At 66.1% G+C, this 22,761-nt stretch carries 20 protein-coding genes; 9 read left to right on the top strand and 11 right to left on the bottom strand.

Annotated features, from left to right (window positions below):
• Positions 1-48 precede the first annotated feature (48 nt).
• A complete protein-coding gene (locus C454_RS14840) occupies positions 49-1,293 on the bottom strand; it encodes a LeuA family protein (RefSeq protein WP_231608308.1) in 1,245 nt (414 codons plus the stop codon).
• Positions 1,294-1,650: 357 nt separating this feature from the next.
• On the opposite strand from C454_RS14840, the gene C454_RS14835 reads away from it, so the two are divergent.
• From C454_RS14835 to C454_RS14825, 3 genes are all read left to right on the top strand, one after another.
• Positions 1,651-1,938 (top strand): DUF5779 family protein, encoded by a 288-nt coding sequence (locus C454_RS14835; protein ID WP_004976976.1) that lies wholly within the window; start codon positions 1,651-1,653, stop codon positions 1,936-1,938.
• Positions 1,939-2,053: 115 nt separating this feature from the next.
• Positions 2,054-2,740, top strand: a complete 687-nt coding sequence (locus tag C454_RS14830) for a hypothetical protein (protein WP_004976974.1) — start codon at positions 2,054-2,056, stop codon at positions 2,738-2,740.
• A complete protein-coding gene (locus C454_RS14825; RefSeq protein WP_004976973.1) occupies positions 2,740-3,258 on the top strand; it encodes a hypothetical protein in 519 nt (172 codons plus the stop codon). The genes C454_RS14830 and C454_RS14825 overlap by 1 nt, the downstream gene beginning before the upstream one ends.
• 63 nt (positions 3,259-3,321) lie before the next feature.
• On the opposite strand, the gene C454_RS14820 is transcribed toward C454_RS14825, so the two are convergent.
• Entirely contained in the window at positions 3,322-3,534 is a 213-nt protein-coding gene (locus tag C454_RS14820) for a ribbon-helix-helix domain-containing protein (protein ID WP_004976972.1), read from the bottom strand.
• 138 nt (positions 3,535-3,672) lie between these two features.
• On the opposite strand from C454_RS14820, the gene C454_RS14815 reads away from it, so the two are divergent.
• Entirely contained in the window at positions 3,673-3,999 is a 327-nt protein-coding gene (locus C454_RS14815) for a hypothetical protein (RefSeq protein WP_004976971.1), read from the top strand.
• Between the two features lie 58 nt (positions 4,000-4,057).
• On the opposite strand, the gene aglJ is transcribed toward C454_RS14815, so the two are convergent.
• On the bottom strand, positions 4,058-4,966 hold the full coding sequence (gene aglJ / locus C454_RS14810; RefSeq protein WP_004976969.1) for an S-layer glycoprotein N-glycosyltransferase AglJ: 909 nt from the start codon (positions 4,964-4,966) through the stop codon (positions 4,058-4,060).
• Between the two features lie 111 nt (positions 4,967-5,077).
• Between aglJ and C454_RS14805 the strand changes: the two genes are divergently transcribed.
• On the top strand, positions 5,078-6,232 hold the full coding sequence (locus C454_RS14805; RefSeq protein ID WP_004976965.1) for a glycosyltransferase: 1,155 nt from the start codon (positions 5,078-5,080) through the stop codon (positions 6,230-6,232).
• Positions 6,229-7,302, top strand: coding sequence for a glycosyltransferase family 4 protein (locus C454_RS14800; RefSeq protein WP_004976962.1), 1,074 nt, complete (start codon positions 6,229-6,231; stop codon positions 7,300-7,302). Before C454_RS14805 ends, C454_RS14800 begins: the two co-directional genes overlap by 4 nt.
• A 68-nt stretch (positions 7,303-7,370) precedes the next feature.
• Here the strand turns inward: C454_RS14800 and C454_RS14795 are convergent, their stop codons facing one another.
• The 3 genes from C454_RS14795 to C454_RS14785 all read right to left on the bottom strand — a co-directional run bounded on the left by C454_RS14795 (position 7,371) and on the right by C454_RS14785 (position 11,786).
• On the bottom strand, positions 7,371-8,813 hold the full coding sequence (locus tag C454_RS14795) for a lipopolysaccharide biosynthesis protein (protein WP_004976960.1): 1,443 nt from the start codon (positions 8,811-8,813) through the stop codon (positions 7,371-7,373).
• A gap of 48 nt (positions 8,814-8,861) precedes the next feature.
• The gene (locus C454_RS14790; RefSeq protein WP_004976958.1) at positions 8,862-10,259 is read right to left on the bottom strand and encodes a sulfatase-like hydrolase/transferase; all 1,398 of its coding nucleotides are present in this window, start codon (positions 10,257-10,259) and stop codon (positions 8,862-8,864) included.
• A gap of 114 nt (positions 10,260-10,373) precedes the next feature.
• Entirely contained in the window at positions 10,374-11,786 is a 1,413-nt protein-coding gene (locus tag C454_RS14785; protein ID WP_004976955.1) for a sulfatase-like hydrolase/transferase, read from the bottom strand.
• Positions 11,787-11,887: 101 nt separating this feature from the next.
• Between C454_RS14785 and C454_RS14780 the strand changes: the two genes are divergently transcribed.
• The gene (locus C454_RS14780; protein WP_004976953.1) at positions 11,888-13,231 is read left to right on the top strand and encodes a sulfatase-like hydrolase/transferase; all 1,344 of its coding nucleotides are present in this window, start codon (positions 11,888-11,890) and stop codon (positions 13,229-13,231) included.
• 57 nt (positions 13,232-13,288) lie between these two features.
• On the opposite strand, the gene C454_RS14775 is transcribed toward C454_RS14780, so the two are convergent.
• Positions 13,289-14,224 carry an alkaline phosphatase family protein gene (locus C454_RS14775; RefSeq protein WP_231608303.1) on the bottom strand — a complete coding sequence of 312 codons (936 nt, stop codon included), beginning with the start codon at positions 14,222-14,224 and terminating at the stop codon, positions 13,289-13,291.
• Positions 14,225-14,330: 106 nt separating this feature from the next.
• Complete coding sequence (locus tag C454_RS14770) at positions 14,331-15,254, bottom strand: glycosyltransferase family 2 protein (RefSeq protein ID WP_081605239.1); 924 nt, start codon at positions 15,252-15,254, stop codon at positions 14,331-14,333.
• Between the two features lie 134 nt (positions 15,255-15,388).
• Here C454_RS14770 and C454_RS14765 point away from each other — a divergent pair, with 134 nt between their 5' ends.
• Positions 15,389-16,087 (top strand): CatB-related O-acetyltransferase, encoded by a 699-nt coding sequence (locus tag C454_RS14765; protein WP_049905203.1) that lies wholly within the window; start codon positions 15,389-15,391, stop codon positions 16,085-16,087.
• A 36-nt stretch (positions 16,088-16,123) separates the two neighbouring features.
• Here C454_RS14765 and C454_RS14760 read toward each other — a convergent pair whose 3' ends face one another.
• The 3 genes from C454_RS14760 to C454_RS14750 all read right to left on the bottom strand — a co-directional run bounded on the left by C454_RS14760 (position 16,124) and on the right by C454_RS14750 (position 19,363).
• Positions 16,124-17,071, bottom strand: coding sequence for an alkaline phosphatase family protein (locus C454_RS14760; protein ID WP_004976944.1), 948 nt, complete (start codon positions 17,069-17,071; stop codon positions 16,124-16,126).
• A 108-nt stretch (positions 17,072-17,179) separates the two neighbouring features.
• Positions 17,180-18,625: a sulfatase gene (locus C454_RS14755; RefSeq protein ID WP_004976942.1), complete on the bottom strand. Its 1,446-nt coding sequence runs from the start codon at positions 18,623-18,625 to the stop codon at positions 17,180-17,182.
• 18 nt (positions 18,626-18,643) lie between these two features.
• Positions 18,644-19,363, bottom strand: coding sequence for a glycosyltransferase family 2 protein (locus C454_RS14750; protein ID WP_004976940.1), 720 nt, complete (start codon positions 19,361-19,363; stop codon positions 18,644-18,646).
• 186 nt (positions 19,364-19,549) lie between these two features.
• On the opposite strand from C454_RS14750, the gene C454_RS14745 reads away from it, so the two are divergent.
• Complete coding sequence (locus C454_RS14745) at positions 19,550-22,684, top strand: oligosaccharyl transferase, archaeosortase A system-associated (protein WP_004976939.1); 3,135 nt, start codon at positions 19,550-19,552, stop codon at positions 22,682-22,684.
• Positions 22,685-22,761: the final 77 nt, after the last annotated feature.

The following is a 22,761-nucleotide window of genomic DNA, read 5'->3' as shown; positions in this document are numbered from 1 at the left end:
TCGGACGCGAGCAGGGCGGTCGCCCCGTAGGGCCACAGCCCGGCGCCATCAGGCGCGGACCTCCTCCTCCGTGTCGTCCTCGTGGGTGATACCCACGTCGCGGGCGAACACCTCGAGCGTCGCGTCGTCGACGCGTTCTTTCTCCGCGCCGTGGTCTTTGACGCGGCGGGTGACCTCCCGGACCTCGGCGTCCGAGGGCTCGAACCCGATATCTGCGAGGCGCTTGCGTACCGAGTGCGTCCCCGTGTGCTTGCCGAGTACGAACTCGCGGGTCGCGCCGACCATCTCCGGGGTCATGACGCCCGGTTCGAAGGTGTCGGCGTTCTCGATGACGCCGGCGGCGTGGATGCCGCTCTCGTGGGAGAAGGCGTTGCGGCCGACGACCGGCTTGTTCGCCGGGACCGGGATGTCGGACGCCGCCTCGACGACGCGAGCCAGCTCGGTTATCTTCGTCGTGTCGATGCCGGTGTCGACGCCGTAGAGGGATTCGGCGGCCATGACGACCTCCTCGTAGGCGGCGTTTCCGGCGCGCTCGCCGATGCCGTTGACCGACACCTGCGCCTGTGCGGCGCCGGCTTCGAAGCCGGCCATCGCGTTCGCCGACGCCAGTCCGAAGTCGTCGTGCGCGTGCACGTCGATTCTCGCGTCGGTGTGCTCTCTGACCGTCGCCACCATGCGGGCGAAGCGAGTCGGCGTCGCCACGCCGCAGGTGTCCGGCAGGTTGATCCAATCGACGCCCGCCTCGGAGACGGCCTCGACGACTTCGATGAGGAAGTCCTCGTCCGTCCGGGTGGCGTCCATCGGCGAGAACATTACTTCAACGCCCGCGTCGCGGACGTGTTCGACACTGCGGACGGCCCGCTCGACGGCTTCCTCGCGGGAAGCGTGCATCGAGTCGGCCAACTGGACGTCGCTGGTGCTCACGAACGTGTGCACCATGTCCACGCCGGAATCCAGCGCGGCTTCGATATCCTTGTCGACGACGCGGGCCAACCCGCACGTCGTCGCGTCCGTCGAAGCAGCGATATCTGCGACTGCTTCGAACTCCGCCTCCGAGTTCACCGGGAACCCGGCCTCGATGACGTGGGTACCCATGTCGTCGAGGGTTTCGGCGATGTCGCGCTTTTCCTCGTAACTGAACGAGGTTCGCGGTGACTGTTCGCCGTCGCGGAGTGTCGTGTCGAAGATTCGTACGTCTTCGATTTCAGATTGTTGGGCTAATGTGCCCTGGAAGAACTCGACCCGCCGGGGAACCCGACGAATCCTCCGTGTCGTTGTGAGACATCGTGTCAGTGACGTGCCCGAACTCCTATTTAAACGTTTCTCCCCGACAGTATCACGAACGTTCAGCGGGTGTTGCGTGACAACTACTCTCGGGGCTAATCGCTGTACCTAAACGTCCTTATACGATATCATGACATATGTTGACTTGATATGTCCGCTCGGCGTTCGACGGCTCCTGAGCGATAATATAACTAAATAGAATTTAGAAACAAAATTTAGCACCCGGTGCGCGCGCTCTCGACTGGACAAACGTGGAGCAAACTGCGACTGTCGTGTGAAACGTGATACCAATGGGCGCGTTTGTGCCGTCAGAGCCGTTCGCGGCTCGACCGAACCCTTTTCTCGTCGCTCGACAACCGAGCGGGTATGGGCGATTTCAATCTCAACTTGCAGACGGCCGAAGAACACCTCGACGAGGACGACGCCGAGGGTGACGTGGTCCTCGGCGTCCTCGACGGGTCGACCCCGCCCGACGAGTGGGTCCAGTCCGTCGCCCGCGGAAACGTCCTCTTTCTCGCCATCGAGGGCGACCTCAACAAGCTCGCGTCGGGCTTCGCACGCGACATCAAGGATATGGGCGGCCAGCTGATGCACTTCCGGAAGTTCCTCGTCGTCTCTCCGCCGGGCGTGGACATCAACACGGACGACCTCTGATCGGGCGGCCCGCTTCGCGGTCTCCGCGGTCCCGACGAACGGAACGAACCGACCAGAACCGGGCGCATCGGCCGCGGGGAGAGTCCTTATGCGCCGCGCGCCCCACGATACTGGCATGCCGATGAAAGGTCGCGGCACTTCCGACCTCCGCGAAATCGACCGATGGGACCACGGCGTCGGATGGCTCGCGTACCCCGACGAGACGATGCAGCGGGCCAGTCACGCCGTCGAAGTCGACGGCGACGTGTGGCTGTTCGAACCCGTCGATGCCCCCGGCGTCGACGACCTGTTCGCCGAGTTCGGCGACGTGGCCGGCGTCGTGGTCGGACTCGACCGACACAAACGCGACTCGGCGGCCATCGCCAACCGCCACGAAGTGCCGGTCTACGTCGCCTCGTGGATGACCGGCGTCGCCGACGAACTCGACGCGACCGTCGAACGCTTCGGGGCCGACCTCGCCGACTCCGGCTTCGAGGCGTTCCGTCTCGTCGACCGCTCCGTCCCGCCGTGGCAGGAGGTCGGCTTCTATCACGACGGGTACGACCTGCTCGTCGTCCCCGAGACGCTCGGCACGGTCGGCTACTTCTGCGCCCGCGGCGAGCACCTCGGCGTCCATCCGATGCTCCGGCCGTTCCCGCCGCGGCGCGTGCTCTCCCGGTACGACCCCGAGCGACTGCTCGTCGGCCACGGCGCGGGCGTGCCCGTGAACGCGGGCGACAAACTCCGGACCGCACTCGGCAACGCCCGACGAAACCTCCCGAGCGCCTACTTCCAGGCGTTCACCTCGATGCTCTCGAACTGATGTCAGACGACACAACCGCCGTCGGCAACGAGAGCACGCCCGGCACCGAGACTGAGCCTGACCGCGCGACCGATGGAGCGGTCGACGAGTCGGAGCGACAGCGAGTCCACGTCACGCGAGGGCTCGTCGACGTGCTGCTCGATATGGCCGAGGAGGCCGAGCCGACGTCGGTGAACCTCGTTCTCGCGCCGACGGCCGCCGGCGAATTCGACGACGACGACCTCGGCCTCGACCCGGAGACGCCGGTGCTCACCCACTTCTACATGGCCGAGGCCGGCCAGTCCGTGAGCGCCGTCTTCGGGATGGACCTCGGGACGCCGGCCGGCCGCGGCCGCGCCCGCTTTCTCACCCACCCGCAGGGACCGTTCGAACTCACGGAGCGCGACGACCTCGCGGCCGTGGTGCTCCTCGCCGTTCCCCCGTGGGAGCGGCGGACGCTGGCCGCCTTCGACCGCGCCGGGCGGAAGTTGAAACTCGTCGTGCACGACGCCGAACCGCCGCAGGAAGAACTCGACTGAGCCGACCCCGTTCGGCCGGCCGGCGCTGCCACCTCGCGGGTGGCGGCCGCTCGCCTCGGCAGACTACCGCAGATAGCCGAGGTCGGTCAGCTGTTCCGCTATCTCCTGAAACTCCGACTCAGAGAGGTCGCCGCCGGAGCGCTCGTGTTGGATGACGATGCTGCGCAGGAGGAACCGGACGAGGTCGCTCGTGCTCGAGAACGTGGTTCCTTCGAGCGTGTCGTCGACGCGAGCGGCCAACTCCTTCGGGATGGAGACCGTCGTGTACTCCGTCATGGCTCGAACGTCGCGCCGGGCGGGGTTAACCCCAACGGTGGGTCGCGAACCAAACGTCCGTCGCGGTTTTTCGGCGCTCACTGGCAGTATCACCGAAGGTCGGGGGTTTTTCCATGCGGGACATCCTATACACGTTCGATGGCCGCGAGACCGCCCCAAAACGATACGTCAGAGCCGGACTCAATCGAATTCGGTATTGCCGCGCTCGCCGCCGACGTCGACGCCGCAGACATCGACTACCCGGCAGACGCGAGAGCGATTGCGCGGGCGCTCGACGACGTCGCCGTGCCGATAGACGCCGCGGGCAACACGGTCGCGATAAGCGACGCCCTCGCCGCCGCGCCGAAAGACCGGTTCGACTCCCGCCGCGACCTCTTGGAGACGCTCCACCCCGTGTTCGAGGAGTTCCGCGCCAAGGCGTCGAAGAGTCTGATGGGGCGGCTCCGTTCGCTCGTCCCGTTCTGAAGGCGGTCTCGGTCGATTCACCCGGTTCCGACGCCCCGGCGCGAGCCGACGCCGACGCTCACTCCAGTTCTTCGATTCGTTTCATCTGCTCGCGGTGTAACGAGAGGATGAGGTCCGAGAGCACGCCGAACATCAGTAGTTGCACGCCGAAGAGGATGCCCGCCGCGGAGACGACGGCGATGACCTCGTGGGAGATAGAGCGGATGAACCACTCGTAGGCGACGTAGCCGGCGAGGCCGACCCCCGTCGCGGTCGACGTGAGCCCGACGCTGCCGAAGTAGAAAAGCGGGTTGTTGGTCTTGGCGCGGCGGTACAGTTCGAGGAAGATGATACCGCCGTCGCGGACCGGGTTGAGGTTCGTGTCCGAGCCGTTCGGCCGCGGGTAGTAGGTCGTGGGGACGACCGTCGTCTCGATGCCGCGTTTCGCGCACTCGACGGCCATCTCCGTCTCGATGCCGAAGCCGTCGGAGGTGAGCGTCATATCGAGGAACGACTCGCGGGTGAACGCCCGGTAGCCGCTGAGGATGTCGCGGAAGTCCTGGCCGTGGATGAACGCGAACGCTCGGTTGATGATGCGGTTTCCGACCTTGTTGAGCCGCGTCATCGCGCCGGGTCGCATGTCGGCGAAGCGGTCGCCGATGACGTGGTCGTACCCCTCGGTGAGCGGGTCGAGCATCTTCGCCGCGTCGCCCGCCTCGTAGGTGCCGTCGCCGTCGAGCATCAGGACGTACGTCGCTTCGACGTGCTCTTCGACCGCCTCCCTGACCGCCTGTCCCTTCCCGCTCCCGCGCTGTACGACGACGTGCGCGCCGGCCTCCTCGGCGAGTTCCCGCGTCCCGTCCGTGGAGTCGCCGTCGATGACGAGGACGTTGTGGAACCCCTCGTCTCGGTAGCTGGCGACGACCTCGGCGATAGTCTCCGCCTCGTTGTAGGTCGGGACGAGGACGCAAACGTCCGCGTAGTCCATCAGCGGGACATCCAGCGGACAGTATAAAAGGACTTCTGGATGTGTCCCCGCGAATCCGCGGGGCGAGAGCAACCTACAGCACTTTTATTCTTGGTGGGAAAACCACATTTCATGCGCGCACGCCTCCGTCGCCTCCTCGCCGCGACGTTCGGACTCCTCTCTCTGACGGGGGTCCCCTACCTCGTCTACCTCGCGTTGCTCCGGGTCGTCGACACTTCGGGGTCGCCCGCCCGGAAGTCCCCTGACGAGCCGACCGTGAGCATCGTCCTCCCGACCTACAACGAGGCGAGCATCATCGAGGCGAAGCTCGAAGACATCCTCGCGCTCGACTACCCGATGGAGAAGGTCGAGGTGGTCGTCGCCGACGCGAGCGACGACGACACACCCGCTGTCGTCCGCGACTTCTTCGCCGGACGCGACGCCCCCGAACTGACGCTCCTCCACGACGACGAGCGTCGGGGGGTCGCACCCGCCCTCAACGAGGCGTTCGCGGCGGCGAGCAACGAACTGCTCTTCCGAACCGACGCCGACTCGAAGCTCGCCCCGGACGTGCTCCGGCAGGCGGCGGCGAACCTCTCGGACCCGACTATCGGCGCGGTGACGGGCCAACAGTCCGAAGTCCTCGGCGACAGCGAGGTCGAATCGGACTACCGCGGCATCCTCACGAAGATTCAGGGCCTCGAATCCCACCTCGACTCGACGTTCATCTTCCACGGCCCCTGCTTCGCGTTCCGCGCCGAGGACTTCGTCCCGATCTCCGACGACTCCCTCGCCGACGACACCGAACTCGCGCTCCGCATCCGCCGGGCCGGCAAGCGCGTCGTGATGGACCCCGCGATGGCGTTCACCGAGTCCGGCGTCTCCGAGTTCTCGAAGCGCCGACAGCGCAAGGACCGCCGGGCGATGGGCCTGCTCAAACTCCTCGTCCAGAACCGAGACATGCTCGGCCGCTACGGGTTCTACGGGACCGTCGTCCTCCCGTTCAACTGGTGGTTCATGGTCGTCTCGCCGTGGCTGCTCGCGGCGACCGTCGCGCTGGCGACCGCCGCCGGCGTCCTCCTCGCGGGGCCGCTCGGCCTCGCCGTGCCGGGTGCCGTCGCCGCCTTCGCGTGGGCGGGGCAGTCCGAACGCCTCGGTCCGCTCCAGCCGCTGTACGCCGTCTTCGACTCGCAGGTGTCGCTGCTCGTCGCCGCGGTCGAACTCCTCCGCGACGAGGGCGACGGCACGTGGGAACTCGACCGCGAGTCGAGGGAGTACTTCGAATGAACGTCCTCTACGTCACGACGCGGTATCCTCCGCACACCGGCGGCGTCGAGGCACACGTCGCCGAGCTCGCGACCCGGCTCGCAGCGGTGGGACACGACGTGACGGTCCTGACCGCCGACGCCGAGGGACTCACCCGCTCGGCGGAGTACCGAGACGGCGTCCGGGTGATTCGACACCCCGGCGTCGCCCCCGGCGGCGCGTTCCACGTCGCCCCGGAGATACTGGCGACCGTGCGCCGCCTCGCCCGCGGCGCCGACCTCGTCCACGCACACAACTACCACTCGCTTCCACTCCTGTTCGCGGCGCTCGGCACCGGCGCGGAGACGCCGTTTGTCGCCACCCCGCACTACCACGGCGGGAGCGCCTCCGACCTGCGAGACAAACTGCTGTCCGTCTACCGAGTCCCGGGCGGGTGGGCGCTCCGCCGCGCCGACGCCCGCATCGCCGTCAGCGACTGGGAGCGCCGGCAGCTCGAAGCCGACTTCGGCGTCGAGGCGACGGTGATTCCGAACGGTCTCGACGTGTCGCGGTTCGCCGAGGCGTCGCCCGACCCCGAGTGGGCGGACCACGACTACCTGCTTTCTGTCGGTCGGTTAGCGGAGTACAAAGGCGTTCAGCACGTGATTCGAGCCCTCCCCGGCCTCGACTACGACCTCGCGGTCGCCGGCTCCGGCGACTACGGGTCGGAGCTGAAGCGACTCGCCCGCGAGGTCGGCGTCGAAGACCGCGTTCACTTCCTCGGTTTCGTCGACGACGAGGACCTACCGGGGCTGTACGCCGGCGCGGCGGCGTTCGTGACGATGTCGGAGTTCGAGGCCTACGGGATGACGGTCGCCGAGGCGCTCGCCGCGGGCACCCCGTGCGTCGTCCGCAACGCGGGAGCGCTCGTCGACTGGGCGGACCGCGACGACTGCGTCGGCGTCGACCCCGCGGCCCTCGTTTCGGGCATCGAGCGCGCGGTCGACCTCGACGCGCCGGCGGAACCGCTTCCGACGTGGGAGTCCGTGGTTGAGCGGACGACCGCGGTCTACGACACGGTCTGTCGCGGCGGGTGGAACGCGGCGCACTGAGAACCGAACCGGGTCGGGTCGGGTCGGACTGGGTTGATGCGGCGGCCCCCGACGCCGGCGTCGCTCGCTTACTCGCCCGAGAGCCCGGGGACCGTGTTTCTGACCGTCTCGCGGAAGTGGCTGCTCAGTCCGAGGAGCGCCGCGAAGTAGGCGACGGCACCGAACCCGACGACGAGCAGCAGCGAGACCCACCCGGTAATCGAGACGGCGTATTCGAGGACCGACCAGACGAGGGCAAACATGACCGCGCCGGCGACTGTCTGTTCGAGCATCGGACGCGTGAACACGACGCCGCCGAACTCGCGGTGGGCGACGTACTGGAAGACGGCGTGTCGAACGACCTCCGCGGCGACCGTGCTGGCGACGACGCCGACGAGCCCGTAGACGCTCCCGAGCGCGACCGCGGCCGGAAGGTGCAGGAGGACGATGAAGCTGTTCACCCGGAAGACGAGCTCCGGGCGGTCGGTGCCCTGTAAGACGGCCTCGAAGGGGTGGCGGTAGGCATTGCCGATCTGGAACAGGGTCATCCCGACGACCACGAGCACCGGCGTGTTGGCGAAATCGCTACCGAACAGCGTCGTCACCAACTCCTTCGGCATCGCGGCCGCGCCGAAGAAGACCGGAATCGCGATGAGCCCCGCGTAGGAGATGGAGTTAATCAGGTCGAACCGCACGTCGCCGCCGACGGAGTCGACGCCGCTCGACTTGACGTTCAGCACGTTTCCGATGGTCGTCGCGAACATCGCCCCGGGCTGGGCGAGCTGAATCGAGACCGAGTAGTACGCGACCGAGGCCGGGCCGACGAACGCCTGGATGATGAGCACGTCGGCGCTGGAGTAGAAATTCGACAGCATCGAGGTCGGGACGCTCCACCGGGCGAAGTCGTAGATTCGCTCTGCGACCCGTTTCGTCGGGCGCGCGGGGAGAACGCGCGAGAGGACTGCGGCGAGGACGGCCGTTCCGACCGTCGCGATGGCCAGGCCGAGAACGAGCCCGAACGCCTCGAAGCCGAGCCAGTAAAAGAGCAGCTGGAGCGCGATGGTCAGGAGGCTCCGGATGCCGTCGACCCACGAGGAGACCGCCGGGTGACCCGTGCCGGCGTAGAGCTTGTTCGCGATGTTGAACAGTCCGAGCGACACCACCACGAGCACCACGCCGACGGCCAGTTCGCGGGTTCCGAAGTAGTCGACGGCGTAGGGCTCGAGGAGTACGTACGCACCGGCGACGACGAGCGAGAACGCGAGGTGCGCGAGGAGCGCCGTCCCGAAAAAGGAGCCGGGCTCGACGCCGACCTCGCTCACCCGCTTTTTGACCGCCGCGCCGATACCGCTCGGAACCTGCGTGAGGACGAATGCGGCGGCGAGGACGGTCCGGTACTTTCCCCAGCCGACGTCGCCGAGGAGGTTCGCGAAGATGACGACGCCGGCGAAGCCGGTACCGGCGGTGAGGACCTTCGAGAACAGGGAGAGGAACGCCTCGCGGCCGATGGAGAGGCTGTCTGTCTTTTTCATGGGAGGCTGAACGACCGGCGTGCGAGGGAGTGGTCTGTCACGGCTGGGTCAGAGATAGCCGAGTTCGCGGAGTCGGTCCGCCGTCGCGCCGTCGACGCCGAGTTCGTCTTCGGCGGACCGAGCGCGCTCCGCGTAGTCGGCGACGGGCATCTCGAAGAACGAGTCGTCGAGCGACTCGGCGTCGAACGGTTCGTCGGTCTCGGCCTGCCAGCACGGGCGGTCGGCGTCGAGACGGTAGGTCTCTCGACTCCCGTCGTCCGCCCAGACGAACTTGCGGTCGCCGTCGTAGACGGCGCGGAGCATCCGGTTCGTGTCCCGCGCCTGTTCGGCGAGCTTGTGCTGTTTGCCGCTGTGACCGATTCGCTCGACGGGAATCCGCGCGTCGGTCACGTCGGGGCGCTCCCCACGGGCGAGGCCGACGAGGAGGTCGCCGAGCCGAAGGTGCGAAACGTAGCCGTCGACGACGTCGGTGCCCTCACCGGGCGCGTTCACGACCACGAGTGGGACGTGCGTCAGCGCTTCGTTGAGGCTGCTTTCGGTGTGACCCCACAGGCCGCCGTCGGCCTCGAACGCGAGGTTGTCGCCGTGGTCGGAGGTGACGACGAACGTCGTCTCCTCGTCTGTCGCCGCCCGCACCTCGTCGATGAACGAACACACTTTGCGGTCGAGGTAGTCGATGGCCGCGCCGTAGAGGTCGCGGTAGCGCGTCATCTCGGTCTCGTCGCCCTCGGCGACGATTCGCGACCAGTCGAGGCGCTCGGAGCTCCACGAGTTCGGCGCGTCGTGGAGACTCCCGTCGTAGCCGAGGATGTGCCGCAGGGGACCGTGGGCGTCCATGAAGTTCGTAAAGAGGAAAAACGGCTCGTCGGACGCGCCGACGAGGCGGTTTGCCTGCCCGATGAGCGTCTTCGCGCCGTCGTCCATCGGCTTCGGCACCGGCGCGGTCGCCAGCATGTTGTCAACTTGGACGGCCGCGCCGTTGAGGAGGCTCTGAACCGGCTGTTCGTGTTCGAGCGCGCGCCTGAGGAACTCGAGTTGTTTCCCGAGGCCGGTCTTCTCGCAGGACTGGCCGAACCGGGCCACGTCGATGCCCTCGGGGAAACGTCGGTCGGGAGAGATGTTGGAGAACTCGTCGAAGAAGCCGTCGAACCCGAACGACGACCCGGCCCAGACGTTGGCGCTCACGCCGAGCGCGCGGTGGTCCGGAAGCTCGGCGAGAAACGTGTCGTCGCGACCGATACCCGAGAAGTCGCGGTGGTAGGCGTGGACGCCGTGTTCGTGGGGGAGCGTCCCCGTGAACATGCTCGCGTGGCTCGGGGCGCTCCAGGTGCTGGCGGTTCGGCACTGGTCGTAGATGATGTCCGCCCGCTCCTGGAGCCGCGAGGAGAAGGAATCGAAGAAGTCCTTTCGGACAGTATCGAGACAGATAAGGACGACATTTCTCATACGTCGGTACAGGTGGCTGATGCGGCGGCCATAGAAAGGTTCTTCGGGACCGAAATCACCGCCGAAACCGCCCGAAATCGGGAGGAAACGGTCGCCGACCGGCGCGTCAGCTGTTCAGATGTAGCCGAGGTCGCTCAGGCGCGACTTCGTCGTCTGGTCCACGTCGTGGTCGGTGCTCGCGGTGACGGCCTCGCGCTTGTACTCGTCGAGCGGAGCGTCGAAGAACGCCTCGTCGAGGTCGCCGATATCGACGTCCTCCGCCGCGAGTTCCTGCCAGTTCGGTCGGTCCGGGTCGAGTCGGTGGCGAAGCCGAGTCCCGTTGGAATCCCACTCGTACTTGTCGGCCCCGTCGTAGACGACGCGGATCATGCGGTCCCACTCGCGGCGCTCCGCCTCGGACGCGTCGGCGGCCATGTTGGAGCCGATTCGCTCGGCGGCGATACGCGCTTCGAACACGTCGGGCGTCTCCCCGCGCGCGAGTCCGACGAGCAAGCGACCGAGGTCGACGTGCGAGAAGTAGCCGGTCTCGCTGTCGTCGTATCCCTCGGGCGCGTTGACGACGAGAAGCGGGACGTGGAGCAGCCCCTCCGTGAGGACGCCCTTGTGGGCGAGGAGGCCGCCGTCGGCCTCGAACGCGAGGTTCTCGCCGTGGTCGGCGGTGATGACGAACGTCGTCTCTCGGTCCGTCTCGTCCTGCACGCGGTCGATGAACGAACACACCTTGCGGTCGAGGTAGTCGATGGCCGCGCCGTAGAGCCCGCGGGTGTGTTCGATGTGCTCCCAGTTCTCTTCGAGTTCGCCGGAGACGTTGACCTCGTGGGTGCTGTACTCGCCCGTCGTCCACGAGTACGGCGCGTCGTGGAGGTCTGAGTCGTAGCCGCGGACGTGGGTGAGCGGACCGTGGGCGTCCATGAAGTTCGTGAACATGAAAAACGGGTCCGCGTCGCCGTGTTCGCGGACGAGCTTCACCGCCTCGCGCGAGACGATGTTCGCCCCGTCGTCGAGCGGCTTCGGCACGGGGAGCTCGGCGAACTGTCGGTCGAACTCGACGAGCGCGCCGTTGGCGAGGCTCTGGACCGGATGGTCGCTGGCGAGCGAGGCTTTCAGGAAGGCGAGGTAGCGGGCGAGCCCCGTCTCCTCACACTCCTGTCCGAACTTTTCGGCGTCGATGCCGTCGGGGAACCGCCGGTCGGGCGAGACGCTGGTGAAGTCGTCGAAAAGCAGGTCGAAGCCGAACGCGTCGCTGGCGTAGACGTTCGCGCTCGACCCGAACGCCCGGTGGTCCGGGAGGTCAGCGAGAAACGTGTCTTCCCGACGGAGCCCTGAGAAATCCCGGTTGTACACGTGAATCCCGTGTTGGTGCGGTAGTTTCCCGGTCATCATGCTCGCGTGGCTCGGAACGCTCCAGCCACTCGCAGCCCGACACTGGTCGAAAGAGGCGTCGGCCCGCTCGCGCAACCGCTCGGCGAACCGGTCGAAGTAGTCCTTCCGGACGGTGTCGAGACAGATGAGGACGACGTTTCTCATTTCGGGTTGTCGGCGATTCTTCGCCGGAGGTTATAGCACCTTCGAGTGTGCCGACCGCTGAGCAACAGATATTTGAACGCACCTGCCACACCACCGAAGCAATGAACACCGTGTTGATCACCGTCGACGCGCTCCGGGCCGGCCACGTCGGCCAGTACGGCTACCAGCGGGACACGCTTCCGGTCCTCGACCGCCTGCTCGACGACGACTCGACGCTGTTCACCGCCGCCTTCGCCAACGGTACCAACACGGGAATCTCGGTGCCGTCGCTTCTCACCTCCCGGTACCGCGGGGACGAACACGCCCGCGACGGGCCAAACATCGCCTCTCCGCTCCCCGACGAGGTATCGACCGCCGGCATCCATTCGAACACCTATTTCGCGAGCCGCGTCCCCCGCCCGGCCGACTTCGACCACTTCGACGACTTCGGCATCATGGACTCCGAGGACTCGGGGTCGCCGTCGGCGGCCCACAGGCTGTTTCGACGGACGATGGACGTCGTCCGTCCGACGGTCGAGTCGCTCGGGATACGTCCCCTCGCCGAACGGATTCAGGAGGCCGTCTTCCCGGCGTCGCTCATCATGGAGCAGACGGTGTACGAGAACGCCGAGAAGACGACCGACCGGGCCCTGGAGTGGCTCGACGGCGTCGACGGCGATTTCTTCCTGTGGGTCCACTACATGGACCCACACCGCCCCTACGGCATCGACCTCGAGGACCCGGCGTACGCCGAGCCCGCCGACGAGTCGGAGATTCGCCGTCTCATGTCCAAGGCGGGAATCCACCCCGAAGACGTGACCGAAGCGGAGCGTCGGCGAATCGTCGACCTCTACGACTCGGATATCCGGTACACGTCCGACCACATCGACCGCTTCCTCGACGGGTTGCAGTCGCTCGGCCGCTACGACGAGACGGATATCATCCTCACCGCCGACCACGGCGAGGAGTTCGCCGACCACGGGAACTACTACCACCGGAACCGCCCCTACGACGAACTGACGCACGTCCCGCTCGTGGTGAAGTCCGACCGCGGCGACGGCGGGGTCGTCGACGACCAGCGCGAACTCCTCGACCTCGCGCCCACGGTAGCGCGAAACCACGGCGTCGAACCGCCGAGCGCGTTCCGCGGAACCGACCTCTTCGAGGGCGGTCCCCGGCGGGTCGTCTCGACCGGATCGTTCAGCGACGCCGGCCCCGTCGTCGGCGTCCGCGAGGACGGCTGGAAGTACATCGCGGTCGACGGCGAGGAAGACGAACTGTACGACCTCCGTGCCGACCCGAAAGAGCGCGAGAACGTCGCGGCCGACCACCCCGACCGCTGTGCCTCGTTCCGGTCGGAGATTCCGCCGCACCTGCTGCGCGAGACGACCGAGGGCGTCCCGGAGGCCGACGACGTGAGCGAGGACGTACAGAAGCGACTCGAAGAGCTCGGATATATGGATTGACCGCGAGGAGACGTCGTCAGCGGCGATAGCGTGGTGTCGTCCCGCTACGACGGGACGCTACAGGTAGCCGAGCGAAGAGAGCTTGCTGTCGAGACCGACATCGTCGGGGTCGGTGGATGCGGCGGGCGGCTCGTGAGTTCCCTCGTCAGTCGCCTCGGTGACGACCCACGGAACGCGAATGAGTTCCGGGACTGGAGTCGATCTGTGGTGGCCGTACAGTCCCCACTCGCCGAAACACTCGCCGTGGTCCGACGTGAGTATCACCCGCTCCGCATCGAGGTTCGAGAGGAGGAGTTCGAGGTCGTCGAGCGCCCAGCGTAGGTTGTCTAGGTAGCCCTCCCACGCCTCCTCGCGAGTTATCTTTCCGTCGAGAATCGCGCCGAATATCCCGGACCGGTCGTTCGCGTCGTCCTCGATGGCGAGCGCCCCGCAGTCGTGCTTCTCGAAGTGCGGGTACGGCGTGTGCGGCTGTTGGTACTGGATAATCGTTCGCTCTGGATCGAGTTCGCGGTGAGCCGCTATCGAGCGGTTCGTCACCGTCCGCGGCCGGACGCTCCCGATGTCGGCCTCCCAGGCGTCCCGCCACACCTCGTCCAACAGCAACCAGTCGTTGGGGTCGAGCATGGCGTCAGAGTTCGGGTTGAACGTGACGAACGCCGTCTGGTCCATCTCCTCGCGATACTCCTCGGTGAAGTTGTACCGCATGAACTCGCGGGAGTTCGACCCGAGCGAGGTGGCGGTCGGGACGCGACCGTTGGGGAGGAAGTCGTACTCCGATGCGACCGCTTCGAGGGCGTCGGGACGGCACGTGTCCAAAATAATCAGCGCGTCCCAGTCCCGCTCGTATATCGGTCTCCCAAGTCGTGGAGCGTGCGAATACGCCCGCCGAACCGCGCCCCCCAGTAGCTCCGCGGCGCTGACTTTCGCCGCGGTCCCGAGGTTCAGATTCTGATAGTACCACCGTGCGTTAGATGCCCAATCGCCAAGCCCCATAGGAGACACTCCCTTCAGGGGGTTTTGAACGTTTCTCCACAGAAATACAGTTTGATAATCAGGCACCGAGTATCCCACCGGTCGGCGCGAGACGTTCCAGCGTCGGTCACGTGTCGGCGTACTCGCAGAACGCCTTCCTGCCCGCCTCGCTGAACTCGTCGCAGTCGACCTCGAAGCCGTAGTGGGCTTCCATCTCGGGGAGCGTCATCCGCGTCGCTGCGATGCGCGCTTCGAGCGCGCCCTTCCGCCGGAACTCCGCCGGGGCCTCGTGTCGTTCGAGCGGGAGCGATTTCAGGTAGGCGTACGGGAACGTCGCGAGGTCGTAGAGGCGCTTTAGGACCTCGCGGGGGAGGCTCCGCGGTCGCTCGAAGATGTAGTGGTGTTCGTGGTGGAGCGTCCACCGAATCGCGCTCCAGAAGGAGACGCCCGACTGGAAGTCGGTTATCTTCCCGTGGATGTCGCGGCTGATTTCGCCGCGCAGGTCGAAGTCGTAGCCCAGCGAGTCCGAGACGTGACCGTGGTCCAGCCAGATGAGCGCGTCGCGGGCGTACAGCCGTCGCCAGTGGTCGCGGTCCTCTGCGCCGCCCACGTCGTAGTACGGCACGTCGAGCAGGAGTCCGCGGGGGGCGATGTTCATCCCGCGCCCGCTGAGGAAGAAGGGACGGTCGACCTGCGCCTCCAGCGCGTGGAATATCTCGACGAAGTCCTCGATGACCCCCTCGTGGTAGTAGTCGTCCGTGTCGAGCGATTCGAGGACGTACTCGCCGCGGGACTCCTCGAAGGAGATGTTTCGGTCCCCGCCGAGCCAGTCGCACTCGTCCGACCGGTCAAGAACCGCCCGCAAGTTGTCGAATTCGGCCTCCAGCTCGCGGAGGATATCGCGGCTACCGTCGGTCGAACCGCCGTCGACGACGACGACCTCGTACAGTTCCTCGTCGACCTGCTCAACCATGCTCCGAAGCGACTCCTCGATGGTCTCGGCCATGTTGTAGTTACAGACCGCGATGGAGTAGCGAGGGGAACTGGACATACTCAGAGTGCCCCACACGAGGTTAAAAATCAACTGTCCGGTCGTCATCGCAGTCGCGTGCTCATCGCCCTTTCCTATCAATGTTGATAACTGGAGGGCAAGGGTAATATAGTACCACGCGGAGACTCCGTACAATGCGGAGCGTAAAGACGACTGTCGAATCCGTGGTTTCGCGGCTTGGTTACCCCGAGATCGCCACGACGCTCATCGACAAGTCGCCCGCGGAGACGAACTTCTCACGGGGGCGGAACGTCGGCATCGAATCCGGCTGTTCGATGCGAGGAGATATTTCACTCGGTGACGACGTGCACGTCGGTCCCGACTGCGTACTCAACGGGACGGTAGGTCTCGGACGGGGGACGAATCTCAACGGTCGGAACACACTCAGAGGGACCGTCGATATCGGACGGTACTGTGCCGTTGCCCCCGGCGCGGAGTTCCGGTCGCAGAACCACACGACCGCGAATCCGACGCTGCAATTGAAACTGTACCGACAGGTCACCGGCGACGAGTTGGCGTGGACCTCGAAAGGAGACATCGACGTCGGAAGTGACGTGTGGATCGGTTCGAACGCGACCGTCCTCTCGGGAGTCTCTATCGGCCACGGCGCAATCGTCGGCGCGGGGGCCGTCGTGACGAGCGACGTAGAGCCCTACGCGGTTGTCGCGGGCGTCCCCGCCGAACGAAAGAAGTGGCGGTTCGACGAACACATCCGAGAGGAACTGCTCGACACGGCGTGGTGGAACTGGTCGGAGGAGAAGGTAGCAGAGAACAGACAGTTCTTCGAGACGGACCTCACGAGCATCGAGAGCGTCTCCGACGTGCTCGGGTGAGACTGCCGAACGAATTCGAATCGGAACCCCGGCTGACTACTTGTAGCCGAGATTCTCCAGTCGCTCCGTGACCTCCGCGGAGGTGGCGCGGCTGCTGGACTCGACGCCGTCGTCGGTGATAGTCGGCCGCTCGCCGTCGAGGACCGCCCACGGGACCGTCACGAGGCCGGGGTGGCGGTGGTACGGCAGGTGTTGGTGGTAGGTGAACGGCAGCGGCCACGACTTCGCTTCGACCACGTTGCCGTGGTCGGACGTGAGGACAATGCGCTCGTCGAACGCGTCGATGAGCCGTTGGACCTCGTCCATCGCGTAGGTCAGGTTCTCGCCGTACGCCTGCCACATCTCTTCTTCGTCGACGATGCCCTTGGCCGCGGCCTCGAAGACGTTTCCGGCGCGGTCGTCGCCGTCCATGTCCAGGTCCTCGAACAACTGGTAGGTACAGAAGTGGAGGTCCGGGCGGCCGACGAACGGGACGTGCGGTTGCATCAGGTGAACGATGAGCCGCTTGTCCGGGTACTCTTCGCGCGCTCGAATCGCGCCGTCGATGATGGGTCCGGGGAGAATCGCCTCCACGTCGTCGTCGTAGGCGTCCTGCCACACTTCGAAGAGCTTGTGCCACTTGTCCGGCACCTTCTTCGAGACCTGCGGGTTGCCCGAGACGTAGACGATGTCGCCGTACTCGTCGGGGAACGAGACCGGGAGCCACTCGGGAGTCGCACTCGCTCGACTGGTCTCCGCGCGGTAGTCGTCGAACTGGTCGAGGTCGACGAACTCCTCGAAGAGGTCGGCCCGGCACGCGTCAAGGACGACGAGCGTGTCCCAATCCGCGTCGACCACGTCGATTCCGCGCCTGCCCGGATACAGTTTCGTCTGAATCGCCCCGTTTCCCCGCCGCATCAGCGTCCCCCGCCACCAGTTCAAACTCCGGCCGTTCTCGGCGATCTGCGAGAGGCCGTATTTGATCCGGTCGAATGCGTTCGACATAGAGGACCGGACCCAACCGACCAAAGAAAAACTTTCTATGGCTTCGGAACGGGGCGGGCCACGACGACGACCCGCCGTCACACCGGCCCCGCAACCGTAGACGCCCCGCTACAGGTACCCTAAGTCCTTCAGGCGCTCTTTCGTTGCACCCTCGGCGGCATCGATGCCCTCGCTCTCCTCGCGGACGCCGAGGTCGTCGAACGCGCCGAACGTCTCCGAGACGACGCCGTCGTCGGTATCGGCGGCCTTCCACGCGGTCTTCGCGTCGAAGATGCGAACCGTGCTGGCGGCGTCCTCCCAGGCCTGATACTGCACCACGCCCTCGTCGGTCGTCTCGTAAACGGTCCGTGAGACGCCTCCGTAGGGCATGACGGACCCACAGAACTCCTCGGCGAGCGCCTGTGAGGGTTCGTCGAGGCCGTGGGTCGAGGCGACGACCGCCCCGTCGTCGGGGACGAACGCGTCGCGGTCCCACTCGCCGTCGAGGACGGCGTCGACCACGCGCGGGAACTCGGTGAGCGAGGCCGCCGCGGAGACCGTCTCGGAGTCCGACTGCCCGGGGAACTTGACGACGAGCGGGACGTGGAGGACCGCCTCGTGTACGTCCTTGCCGTGGCCGGCGAGTCGCACATCGGGCTTGACCTGACTCTTCTCGCCGAAGCCCTCGCCGTGATCGCCGGTGACGACGATGAGCGTGTCCTCGTACTCGCCGCGCTCTTTGAGCGTCGAGACGAGGCGTTCGATTTGGGCGTCCATCTGTCGGATGGTTCCGTCGTACAGCCCCTCCATGGCGCGTTTCTCCCACCAGGGTCGGTGGCCACCGAGGTACTCCCACACCTGGTCGTCGACGTCCTGTTGGAGCTTCTGGAGGCGTTTCCCGCCCCAGTTGTCGTGTTCCGGGCGGGGTTCGTACGGCATGTGACCGTCCATGAGGTTGATGCAGGCGGCCCACGAGTCGTTCCGCGTCTCCTCCCAGTCCAGAAAGAGGTCGACGTACACGTCCGCGGGCGTAGTCGCCTTCAGCGAGTCGGGGAGGTACTGCGGGTAGTCCCACGCGAGCTTCGTGACGACCCCATTTGCGAGCGACTTCGCCGGGTGGTCGTGGGACAGACACCGCTTGAGGTAGCCGGCGTAGTTGCCCTGTCCCTCGGTGAGCACGAAGTTGCTCGGGTCGAGACCCTCGACGTACGGGATGTTCCGCGCGCCCTCGACGGTCTGGAAGGTCTCTTTCAGTCCCACGTCCATCTCGGTGACCCACGTGTTCTCGGAGAAGATGCCGGTCGAGTAGCCCTCCTCGTCGGCGAGCCGCTCGAAAATGGTGTGTCCGGGTTCGAGCTTGTTTTTCGCGCCGGTGACGCCGTGTTCGGCGACGTGGTAGCCGGTGAAGATGCTGGTGTGGCTCGGCAGGCTCCACGAGCCGGGGCTGATACCGGTCTCGTAGACCGTGGCCTCGTCGGCGAGCGATTCCAAGAACGGGGTCGTCCGGTGTTCGTGGCCGTGCAGGCTAGTGTTGCTCGCACGGACGCTGTCCATGATGAGGAGTAGGATATTCATGATTCGGAGGTCTGAAACTCAGTGGTCGAGCGGTGCGTCGTCGGTGTCGCTGAGCGAGAAAACGTCACCGGCCCACGACGCGTCGTACTCGATTTTCGACGGGGAGATGACGTTCACCTTCGCGAGCGCCAGTTTGAGCGCGGGGACCGCGACCTGCTTCGGGTGGCGCTTGAACAGGTAGAACAGCCATTCGAGGTGGGTCCCCACGTCGAAGTCGGACTCGGTGTCGTGGTGCGGGACGATGCGACGGGGCAGGCGGTGAACCTCCGCGCCGGCCTTCTCGGCGCGAATCGCGAAGTCTGTGTCGCCGCCGTGTTCGCGGTGCTCGTCGAAGCCACCGACGCGCTCCCACAGGCTTCGGTGAAATATCATGAATCGCGTGAGCGTCCACCGCATGGGCCAGAAGTCCTCCAGCCCGACGACCTGGAACTCGTGCATCGAGTCGACGAGGTGTGCCGCGAGCCGAGTGGGGAAGGTGATGTCGTCGTCGGCGACGATTATCCACTCGTTTTCGGCCTCCTCGATGGCTCTGTTTCGCGCGTAGTTGCGGCCCTTGTCGGTGCGGACGACGACGTCGAGCCACTCCGGGGCGGTCTCACTGGAGTAACATCGCTCTCGGTTGCTCGCGACGACGAGCGACGCGTCGGAGAGCGTGGCGGTCACGTCGAGCGCCCGCGCCGTGTCGTCGCGGTACGACGCGCCCTCGTGGCTCCTGTCTTCCGTATCCCCGTCGGCCATACTGAGTGCTATCAGAAGGTCCCGTATAAAGAGTGTCGTTCGCGCGGGTCGGCGCTCGATCGGCCGCGAAACTGCGACCTGACGGCCGCAAAACCACGCTGAATCGGGTCTCGACGGGAGCGAGCCCGTCTCGCCGATGAAACCGAGTCATAAGGCTTATGCGGGTTTTCCCAGTCCATCGAAGCGATGAGCGCAGACACAGAGCGCATCGAGGGCCCCGACTCGAAGTCGGTCCTCGACCTCGCCAAAGACTGGTATCACGTCCCCGCCCTCCTCGTGATACTGGTCGCCATGTTGGCCGTCCGTCTTCGGTCGTATAGTAACTTTATCAGGGACGGTGATGTCCTCTTCTCCGGAAACGACGCCTGGTATCACCTCCGAGAGGTGACGTACTCCGTCCAGAACTGGCCGTCGACGATGCCGTTCGACCCGTGGACCTACTTCCCGTTCGGGACGAGCGTCGGCCAGTTCGGGACGGTTTACGACCAGATTATCGCGACGGCCGCCCTCGTCGTCGGCCTCGGCAGTCCGTCGGCCGACCTCGTGGCCAAGACGCTGCTTGTCGCGCCGGCCGTCTTCGGGGCGCTCGTGGCCATTCCGACGTTCCTCATCGGCCGTCGTCTCGGGGGTCGCCTCGGCGGCATCTTCGGGGTCGTCATCCTCGCTTTGCTCCCCGGGACGTTCCTCCAGCGCGGCCTCGTCGGCTTCGCCGACCACAACATCGCCGAGCCGTTCTTCCAGGGCTTCGCGGTCGTCGCCATCATGATCGCCCTCACCGTGGCGAACCGCGAGAAGCCCGTCTGGGAACTCGTCGCCGCCCGTGACTTCGACGCCCTCCGCTCCACCCTCATCTGGTCCGCGCTCGCCGGCGTGGGCATGGCGCTCTACATGTGGGCGTGGCCACCGGGCGTCCTTCTGGTCGGTATCTTCGGCCTGTACCTGGTCCTCCAGATGGTCGCCGACTACGTCGGCGGACAGTCCCCGGAACACGTCGCGTTCGTCGGTGCGGTCTCGATGCTCGTCACCGGCCTCCTGATGTTCGTCCCGCTGACCGACTTCTCGTTCAGCGTGACGAACTTCAGTCTCCTCCACCCCGTGTTCGCCTTCGGTATCGGCGCGGGCGCGGTGTTCCTCGCTGCGCTGGCCCGGTGGTGGGAGTCTAACGACGTCGACGACCGCGGCTACCCCGTCGCGGTCGCCGCCCTCGGCCTCGTCGCCGTCATCGGCACGGCCGTCGTCCTCCCCGACGCCTTCCGCCAGGTGAGCGTCAACTTCCTCCGCACCGTCGGCTTCAGCGCCGGTGCGGCGACGCGCACCATCGGCGAGGCACAGCCCTTCATCGCCGCGAGCGTCCTGCAGAACAGCGGCATGACCGCGACCGAGCGCATCATGTCCGAGTACGGCTTCACGTTCTTCACCGGCCTCGTCGGTGCCATCTGGCTCGTCGGCAAGCCGCTCGTCCGCGACGGCGACACTCGGAAGATCGGCTACGTCGCCGGCAGCCTCGCCGCCTTCGGCGTTATCTTCCTGATTCCGGCCATCCCGGCCGGCATCGGCGGGCTCCTCGGCCTCGAATCCTCGCTCGTCAGCCTCGCCATCGCGAGCGCCCTCATCGTCGGCGCGGTGCTGCAGGCCGACTACGAGAGCGAACACCTGTTCGTCCTCGTCTGGGCGGCCATCATCACCTCGGCCGCCTTCACGCAGGTCCGCTTCAACTACTACCTCGCGGTCGTGGTCGCGGTGATGAACGCGTACCTCCTCCGCGAGATTCTCTCGCTCGGTATCATCGACCTCGCCGGCACCGACCGCCTCGACGACGTGTCGTACGGGACGGTCGCGGTCGTCGCCGTCGCCCTGCTTCTCGTCCTCACCCCGGTGCTCGTCGTGCCGATTCAGCTCGGCAACGCCGGCACCAGCAGCAACGCCCTCCAGTCGTCCCAGACCGGACCGGGCACGGTGACGCAGTGGCAGGACAGCTTCGAGTGGATGCAGAACAGCACGCCCGAAGAGGGGCAGTTCGGCGGCGCATCCAACGAGATGGACTACTACGGAACTTACGAACGGACCGACGACTTCGACTACGCCGAGGGAACGTACGGCGTCATGTCGTGGTGGGACTACGGGCACTGGATAACGGTCCTCGGCGAGCGCATCCCGAACGCTAACCCGTTCCAGCAGGGCGCGACCGAGGCCGCGAACTTCCTCCTCGCGCCGAACGAGGAGCAGGCCTCCGACGTCCTCGCCGACATGAGCGAGGAGGGTAACGAGACCCGCTACGTCATGGTCGACTGGCAGATGGCCTCGACCGACTCGAAGTTCGGTGCGCCGACCGTCTTCTACGACGAGTCGAACGTCTCCACGTCCGACTTCTACAGTACGATGTACCGCCTGCAGGAGCAGGAGGGACAGACGAGAGTCGCCGCCGTGTCGAGCCTCAAAGACCAGCGGTACTACGAGAGCCTGATGGTCCGGCTCTACGCGTACCACGGCAGCGCCCGTGAGGCGTCGCCCATCGTCGTCGACTGGGAAGAACGAACGTCCGCCGACGGCGAGACCACGTTCAAGGTGACGCCGTCCGACGGGCAGGCGGTCAGAGTGTTCGACAACATGACCGCCGCCGAGGAGTACGTCGCGAACGACCCGACCTCGCAGATCGGCGGCATCGGCACGTTCCCCGAGGAACGCGTCGCCGCCCTCGAACACTACCGCCTCGTGAAGTCCTCGAACAACTCGGCGCTCCGTTCGGGGTCCTACCAGAACTCGTTCATCCAGGCGGGCAACACCTACGGCATCCAAGCGCAGGCGCTCGTTCCCAACAACCCCTCGTGGGTCAAGACGTTCGAGCGCGTCCCCGGCGCGACGGTCGAAGGCAGCGGTGCCCCGGCCAACACGACGGTGACCGCCCGCGTCCAGATGCGCGACCAGACCACGGGCACGAACTTCACCTACACGCAACAGGCGCAGACCGACGCCGACGGTGAGTTCACGATGACGCTCCCGTACTCCACGACCGGCTACGACGAGTACGGTCCGGACAACGGCTACACGAACGTCGACGTCCGCGCGACGGGCGACTACACGTTCACCGGGCCGACGACCTTCGCCGGGAACAACACCATCGTCAGCTACCAGGCGCAGAACGTCGCCGTCGAGGAAGGCCTCGTCAACGGTGCCGAAGACGGAACCGTGCAGGTCACTCTCGAACGGAACGAACAGGAGTTCAACCTGACGGAGAACTCCGATTCAGACGACTCGCAGACGAACGAGTCGGCATCGACCTCGGCGTCAGTCGACGCCAGCGCGGTTTCGGTCGCCGCGTAAGGTTTCGAACCGGGCCGGGCAGTCGCCCGGTTTCCGACCGCCGTTTCGACGCGTTTCTCTTCTCGCCGCCGACCGAC

This window comes from Haloferax gibbonsii ATCC 33959 (assembly GCF_000336775.1).
Classification (GTDB): domain Archaea; phylum Halobacteriota; class Halobacteria; order Halobacteriales; family Haloferacaceae; genus Haloferax; species Haloferax gibbonsii.
The sequence above is the reverse complement of the archived record's forward strand: the minus strand, read 5'-3'. Positions and strand labels throughout refer to the sequence as shown.